Here is a 6,957-nt window from a genome sequence, read left to right as displayed (position 1 = left end):
TGCCCGGTCTGCAGCGCAACCGCACCAACCACCGGCTTTGGCCTAGGGCACCCGGGTCGACGACCCCGGTCACCCGGAGCACGCCCTTGCGTCGCAGCCGTGCGTACCGGCGGGACACGGTCGGCTCGGACAGGCCGAGCACCGACGCCATCGCGGCGAACGGGACCCGGGGATCCACCTGGAGCGCACGGATGATCCGGAGATCCTCCGGGTCCAGCACGACGGAATCCTCCATCGACACCCCCTCTGTATCGATGATCGCACGGTCGCGGCCGGATCCACGGGCCCGGCGGCCCGCACGCGCCGACACTGGGCGGCAGACCCATGAAGGAGATGACGCGCATGTCCGCACCGTCCACCGGGGGTGGCACCGCCCCCACGATCCTGATCGTCGGCGCCTCGCGGGGCCTCGGCCGTGCGATGGCGGCCGACTTCCTCAAGCGGGGCTGGCACGTCGTCGGCACGGTCCGCGGCACGACCCGGACCGACCTGCACGACCTGGCCGACGAGTACCCCGGCGGGCTCGACGTCGAGCACGTGGACATCACCGAGCCGAGCCACATCGCGGCCCTGCGGGACCGGCTGTCCGACAGGGTGCTCGACATCCTCTTCGTCAACGCCGGGACCACGAACGACGCGGACACCCCGATCGGCGAGGTGTCCACGGAGGACTTCGTGACCGTCATGGTCACGAACGCCCTCAGCCCCCGCCGGGTGATCGAGGCCCTCCAGGACCTGGTGTCCCCCACCGGCCTGATCGGGGCCATGTCCTCCGGGCAGGGGAGCATCGCGAACAACACCAACGGCCTGCGCGAGGTCTACCGCAGCAGCAAGGCGGCCCTGAACCAGTTCGTGCGGAGCGTCGCGGCGCACCAGGCCGACACCGGGCGCGCGTTCGTGCTGATGGCGCCCGGCTGGGTCCGCACCGAGCTCGGTGGTCCCGAGGCACCCCTGACCATCGAGCAGAGCGTCCCCCGCCTCGTCGACGTCCTCGTGGCGAAGCGGGACCGGCCCGGCCTCGAGTACCTGGACTACCTCGGGCGCACGGTGCCGTGGTGAGCGGTGCCTCGGCGAGCGGCCAGGACGTCGAGGTCGCGCTCGGCGTAGAGGCGGTGCTGCCACTCCTCGTTGAGGACCGTGAGCAGGCACTCCGCGACCGGGTAGCGGTCGGGCGGGGGCCACGCGGGCCCGTCGACGGGCTCGGTCCGACCCTCCAGGGACTCCTCGGTCAGGCCCTCCAGCACCCGTCGGACGGTCGCCCTGCGCTCCGCGCGCAGCGCCAGCACCGCGTCCAGGTCGGGCCGGGCCGCGAGGTCCCACGGCACGGCCGGGTCCGGCGGCATCTCGTCGAACGGCAGGCTCAGCGGGTGCCACGGCGTCGGGTCGCCGAGCATCACGCGGCTCACCCAGACGTCGGTGGCGTAGAGCAGGTGCCGGAGGGTCTGCACGAACGACCACTCGCCGTCGACCCGCTCGTGCAGCAGGTCCGGCGGCAGCGCCCGCGCGCGCTCCACGGTCCCCGCCCACAGCGACTCCAGGACCTCCCACGCCTCGCGGAACCCGGCGGGGTCCGTGGGCCGCATCCGCGCGCGGTCGGGGTGGCGGCGGTCGAGCTCGGCCTCGACCAGCGGGCCGACGTCGACGCCGTTGATCCGCAGCCCCTCGACGGCACCGTCGATCTCGACCTCGCCGATCCACGCGCCGCGAACCCGGACCCTCCAGAAGCTCGCCCGGGTCACCTGGATCTCGCTGAACCGCGCGTCGGTCAGCGAGACATCCGTGACGCTCAGCTCCGAACGACTCCCACCCGACACCTCGGTCACGGCCCCAGCCTCGCACGCGACCGGCTGGCGGGCCCGAGTGGTCAGGCCCTCCGGAGCAGGTCGGCCGCGGTGTCGTGGGCCTTCGCGACCGCGGTGGCCAGGTCGCTGCCGCGGTGCTCGGCGGAGAGGATCTCCACGCCCCACGGCCCCGCGTACCCCGTGCGTCGGAGCGCGCGGACGAGGCCTTCGAGGTCGAACGTGCCCTCGCCGCAGTAGCGGCGCCGGTCCCGGGTGTCCTCGAACAGCGTCCCCACGGGCTCGTCGTCGAAGTCGTTCAGCTCGACCCCGAAGAGCCGGTCCAGCGGCACGGCGGCGATGTCGGCAGGCGGCGTGCCCGCCCGTCCGACGTGCCACGCGTCGACCAGCAGCCCGACGGCGGGATGCCCGGCCGCCTCCACCAGCGCGAGCCCCTGGTGCACGTCGGCGACGTTCGACCACGGCAGGAACTCCAGCGCGACCCGGGTCCCGTGCGCTTCCGCGGCGGGGCCGAGGGCGGCGAGCTCCGCGACCCAGCGCTCGCGCTCCCAGGCCGTGCCGGACACGTCGGGCGCGATCTTGACCAGGCGCGCGCCGAGGGCCTCGGCGGCCTCGAACAGCTCGTGGCGCACCCGGTCCGAGGCCTCGCGGGCGGGCCCGGTGGTCCACCAGTCCGCGAGGAGCTCGACCTCGCGGTGCTCCATGCCGTTGTCCGCCAGGATCCCCCGCAGGTCGGCGAGGCTGTGCTCGGTGAGCGCGGCGCGGAGGTCGGCGTGGGTCACGCCGAACCCGCGGAAGCCCGCCCGGGCCGCGACCTCGATCCGCGTGCGCAGCGGGACGGGGCTGCGCTCGTCGCCCCGCAGCGGCGCGGCGTCGCCCGCGGTGGTCCAGCAGGTGGCGACGAGCAGCTCCCCGGACATCCTCACCCCGTCCCGACGACGTCGTGTCGCGGCCGCGGCTCGAACCCGGCGGCCGCGTAGATCTCGTCGATCATCTCGGCGTTGCGCACCGCGTCGTCGACGTCGAGCGGGAAGGGCGCGCTCTCGCGCAGGTGCGCCCGCAGCGCCTCCAGCTGGTACAGGTAGGACGACCGCCTCCCGAGCTCCTCGGTGCGCGTCCCGCCGCCGGTGGTCACCAGGACCCGGTCGTCCTTGTGGGGCTGGACGTAGTCGGCGACCGTCACCTCCCCCCGCGAGCCGACGAGGGTCAGCCGCATGCACCAGTCGGCGGTCATGGAGCTCAGCGACCGGCCGGTCACGCCGTTCGGGAAGGCGAAGTCCGCGTCCATCCACTCGTCGACCCCGGATCGCCCACGCTCGCCGCCGCGCGCACCGACGAGCTCCGGTTCGCCGCCGCCGAACGGGGCGAGCATGCGGTGGGCGTGCAGGCCGTAGCAGCCCAGGTCCATCAGCGAGCCGCCCGCGAGCTCCAGCGACCACCGCGGGTCGTCGTCCGGCGGCGCGGGCATCGTGGTGAGCGCCTCCACCTCGCGCAGCTCGCCGACCTCCCCGGACGCCAGGATCTCGTGGGCGCGCAGCACCACCGGATGGAAGAGGTAGTGGAAACCCTCCACGACCGTGACCCCGGCGGCGAGCGCGGCCTCCCGGACCGCGCGGGCCTCGGCGGCGTTGGAGGCGAACGGCTTCTCGCTCAGCACGGTCTTGCCCGCCCGCGCCGCGGCGATGGTCCAGGGCCCGTGCAGGCTGTTGGCCAGCGGGTTGTAGACCAGCTCGACCTCCGGATCGGAGACGACCTCGGCGTAGTCCGCGAGGACACGCTCCACGCCGTGCTCGCGGGCGAACCGCTCCGCGCGGCCCCGGTCGCGGGCCGCCACGGCGACGAGCCGGTCACCCGTCGCCCGGGTCGGCTCGACGAGCGCGGGCGCGGCGATCCGGGCGGCGCCGAGCACCCCGATGCGGAGCGGTTCCATGGGCACTCCCTCGGACGTGGTGACGGGCCCCGGCATTCTCACCCGCCGGGAGCCTCGGCGGCGCGTCAGACGTCGTTGGCGAACGCCTCGACGTCGTCGATCCGGCCGGACACGATGATCACGTCCCCGTCCTCGGCGACCGTGTCCGCGGTGGCGTAGGTGAACTCCTGGCCCCGCTTCTTGATCCCGACGACGGTGATCCGGTCCTTCGTCCGCAGCCTGCTGTGCCCCAGCGGTCTCCCCACCAGGTGCGCCGGGGCCGAGGTCTTGGCCATCGCGAAGTCGTCCTCGAACCGGATGAAGTCGATCATCCGGCCGGTGACCAGGTGCGCGACCCGCTGCCCCATCTCCTGCTCGGGAAGCACGACGTGGTGCGCCCCGATCCGCTCCAGGATCCGGCCGTGCTGCCTGCTCGTGGCCTTCGCCCAGATGTGCGGGACCTCGAAGTCCACCAGCACCGACGTCGTGAGGATGCTCGCCTCGAGATCCGTGCCGATCCCGACGACGGCGCGGGCGGCGGTGTGCACGTCGAGCTGCCGCAGGGCGGCGGCGTCGGTGGTGTCGGCGACCGCGGCGTGGGTGAGCTCGTCGGCGTAGTGCTGCAGGATCCCGGCGTCGTTGTCGATCCCGAGCACGTCCGAGCCGCGCCGGACCAGCTCGCGGGCCAACGACACCCCGAACCGGCCCAGCCCCAGCACCACGACCCGACCCTCGGACTCGGGCCTGTCCCGTCTAGCCATCTCGGTCACCCAATGATCGTCCGCTCCTCGGGTAGCTCGTAGCGCCGCGTGTGCTGCCGCAGCGCGAGCGCGGTGGCCAGCGTGACCGGTCCCAGTCTGCCCAGGAACATCAGCACCAGGATCACCGCCTGTCCCGCGGCGGGCAGCTCGGCCGAGAGCCCGGTCGTCATCCCGACCGTGCCGAAGGCCGACACGACCTCGAACAGCACCAGGTCCAGCGGTGCCCGCGACATCGTCAGCACCACCACCGTGCCCGCCGCGACGGTCCCGACGGCGAGCAGGGCCACCGTCAGCGCCTCCCGTTGCAACGCCGACGACACCCGCCTGCCGCCGACGTGCACGGTCGGCTCGCCGCGCACCTCGGCCCAGATGACGTAGGCCAGCAACGCGAACGTCGTCACCTTGATGCCCCCGGACGTGCCCGCGCTCCCGCCCCCGACGAACATCAGCAGGTCGTTGAGGAACAGGGTGACCGGCTCCATCGCCACGACGTCGATGCTGTTGAACCCGGCACTGCGCGGCATCGCCCCCTGGAAGAACCCGACCAGGAGCTTGCCCCCCACCCCGAGCCCGCCGACGGTGCCCGCGTTCGACCACTCGAGGACGAGGAACCCCACGAACCCGACGACGCCGAGCGCCAGGTAGGTGCTCACGGTCAGCCGCGTGTGCAGGGTCCAGCGCCCGTGCGGGGACCGGACGCGGCGGGCGATCTCGAGCAGCACCGGGAACCCGATGCCCCCGACGACGACCGCCACCACGATGGGCACACAGATCCACGGGTCGGTCGCGAAGGAGACCACGCTGTCGGCGTAGAGCGCGAAACCCGCGTTGTTGAAGGCCATCACCGCGTGGAAGATCCCGAGGTACGCCGCCCGCCCCGGGGACTCGCCGTACTCGGTGGCGAACCGCACGGCCATCGGCGCGGCGACCACCAGCTCGGTGCCGAGGCTGAGCAGCAGGATCCCGCCGAGCACCCGGCGGACCTCGCCGAGCCCGAACACCCGCGTCTCGGTCTGCGCGGTGAGCTGCAGGCGCAGGCCCAGCCGCCGGGAGATCAGCAGCCCGAGCAGCGTGGCGCTCGTCATGATCCCGACCCCGCCCGCCTGGACCAGGGCGAGGATCGCCACCTCGCCGAACGACGACCAGTAGGTGGCGGTGTCGACCACGCCGAGCCCGGTCACGCTCACCGCGGACACCGCGGTGAACAGCGCCGTCATCAGCGGCGGCCGGGCCCCGGACTCGGTGGCCACCGGCAGCGACAGCAGCACCGTCCCCGCCGCGGCCGCCACCACGAACGCCCCGACGATCGCCGACGCGGGCCGGTGCCGCACGACCCGCCCCGGCCGCTCCAGCCGCCCGGGCGCGGTCATCGACGCCACCCCCGGGACATACCGGACACCCTAGTGAGCGCCCCCGCCCCCGAGGCCTCAGGGCGCGGAGCCGACGATCACGGCGATCTTCAGGGCGAGCGTGAGCGGCATCCACACGACCCAGGGCAGCAGCCACCGCGCCGCCGACCGCGAGGAGCGCGAGAACACCCAGAGCGTGGTGAGGGAGAGCAGCACACCGGTGGCGTCGATGACGGCGGTGGTGCGGAGGCTGTCGGTGAGCCAGAAGCTGTGCGACTGCAGGAAGCCGGCGAGCAGGACGGCGAACGGGACCGCCACGTCGGCGGGCCGCAGCGTCCACAGTCGCCACGCAGCGAGTCCCATCGCCGGGTAGATCACCGTCCAGACCGCGGTGAAGAGCCACCCCGGGACCGTTACGACGTCCAGCCCGATGTCGCGCACGATGTCCGGGTTCAGCGCGAAGGCGAGAGCGCCGGGCACCATCCCGACCAGCAGCGTTGCGACGGCGACCAGCGCCGCCTGCGCCCGGGGCGCGGTGCCGACGCTCACGTCCGGGCCCGTGCGAGCTTGACCAGGAGGGCGTGGAAGGTCTCCCGCTCGGCGGGGGTGAGGGCCGCGAAGACCTCGTCCGACACCCGCCCGCTGACCGCCTCGGCCTCCCGGACGCGCTCCTCGCCCGCGGGCAGCAGGTGCACCTCGACGGCCCGCCGGTCGGTCGGGTGCGGCCTGCGCTCGGCCAGTCCGCGGGCGGCCAGGTCGTTGACCAGCGGGACCATCACGGGCTTGAAGACGCCGATCCGCTCGCTGAGCCTCGCCTGTTTCGCCGGCCCCTCCCGCAGCAGCGTGAGGACCCCGAGCTGCTGCGGCGTCAGCCCGATCTCGGCCAGCGCGCGGGTGTAGTGCTCGTCGGCGGTGGCGGCCACCCACGACAGCAGGAACCCGCTCCAGCGACCCAGTGACTCCGGGACCTCGTCCATCCGCTCCCCTATCGTTACTCGTCATAACGTTATCAGCAGTAACGAGTTCGGGCGAGCGGGCCCACGACGGGCTAGCGTCGGGTCATGACCGAGGCGAGCGACGTGTGGCCCGAGCCCGTCGAGGGCGCACCGCTCACCACCCGGGCGGGTGCCGAGCTCGCG

The 6,957-nt window shown here is 73.6% G+C and carries 9 protein-coding genes; 1 reads left to right on the top strand and 8 read right to left on the bottom strand.

What is annotated here, in order from left to right:
• Nucleotides 1–235 (bottom strand): Lrp/AsnC family transcriptional regulator (locus H5J29_RS15985; protein ID WP_181781755.1); only part of this gene is annotated, 235 nt, incomplete at its 3' end.
• A gap of 107 nt (nucleotides 236–342) precedes the next feature.
• Here H5J29_RS15985 and H5J29_RS15980 point away from each other — a divergent pair.
• Complete coding sequence (locus H5J29_RS15980) at nucleotides 343–1,059, top strand: SDR family oxidoreductase (protein ID WP_181781754.1); 717 nt, start codon at nucleotides 343–345, stop codon at nucleotides 1,057–1,059.
• Here the strand turns inward: H5J29_RS15980 and H5J29_RS15975 are convergent.
• The 7 genes from H5J29_RS15975 to H5J29_RS15945 all read right to left on the bottom strand — a co-directional run bounded on the left by H5J29_RS15975 (nucleotide 1,032) and on the right by H5J29_RS15945 (nucleotide 6,795).
• A complete protein-coding gene (locus H5J29_RS15975; RefSeq protein ID WP_312858259.1) occupies nucleotides 1,032–1,823 on the bottom strand; it encodes a DinB family protein in 792 nt (263 codons plus the stop codon). The genes H5J29_RS15980 and H5J29_RS15975 overlap by 28 nt on opposite strands.
• Nucleotides 1,824–1,864: 41 nt before the next feature.
• Nucleotides 1,865–2,719 (bottom strand): sugar phosphate isomerase/epimerase family protein, encoded by an 855-nt coding sequence (locus tag H5J29_RS15970; protein WP_181781753.1) that lies wholly within the window; start codon nucleotides 2,717–2,719, stop codon nucleotides 1,865–1,867.
• A 2-nt stretch (nucleotides 2,720–2,721) separates the two neighbouring features.
• Nucleotides 2,722–3,729, bottom strand: a complete 1,008-nt coding sequence (locus H5J29_RS15965) for a Gfo/Idh/MocA family protein (RefSeq protein WP_181781752.1) — start codon at nucleotides 3,727–3,729, stop codon at nucleotides 2,722–2,724.
• Between the two features lie 65 nt (nucleotides 3,730–3,794).
• On the bottom strand, nucleotides 3,795–4,469 hold the full coding sequence (locus H5J29_RS15960) for a potassium channel family protein (protein WP_181781756.1): 675 nt from the start codon (nucleotides 4,467–4,469) through the stop codon (nucleotides 3,795–3,797).
• Between the two features lie 5 nt (nucleotides 4,470–4,474).
• Complete coding sequence (locus H5J29_RS15955) at nucleotides 4,475–5,839, bottom strand: TrkH family potassium uptake protein (protein WP_181781751.1); 1,365 nt, start codon at nucleotides 5,837–5,839, stop codon at nucleotides 4,475–4,477.
• Nucleotides 5,840–5,896: 57 nt separating this feature from the next.
• The gene (locus tag H5J29_RS15950) at nucleotides 5,897–6,367 is read right to left on the bottom strand and encodes a tryptophan-rich sensory protein (RefSeq protein WP_181781750.1); all 471 of its coding nucleotides are present in this window, start codon (nucleotides 6,365–6,367) and stop codon (nucleotides 5,897–5,899) included.
• A complete protein-coding gene (locus H5J29_RS15945; RefSeq protein ID WP_181781749.1) occupies nucleotides 6,364–6,795 on the bottom strand; it encodes a MarR family winged helix-turn-helix transcriptional regulator in 432 nt (143 codons plus the stop codon). Before H5J29_RS15945 ends, H5J29_RS15950 begins: the two co-directional genes overlap by 4 nt.
• Between the last annotated feature and the right edge of the window lie 162 nt (nucleotides 6,796–6,957).

Origin of the sequence: Pseudonocardia pini, assembly GCF_013870575.1 — a bacterium.
Classification (GTDB): Bacteria; Actinomycetota; Actinomycetes; order Mycobacteriales; family Pseudonocardiaceae; genus Pseudonocardia; species Pseudonocardia pini.
This window is presented reverse-complemented; position numbering and strand designations above follow the sequence as displayed.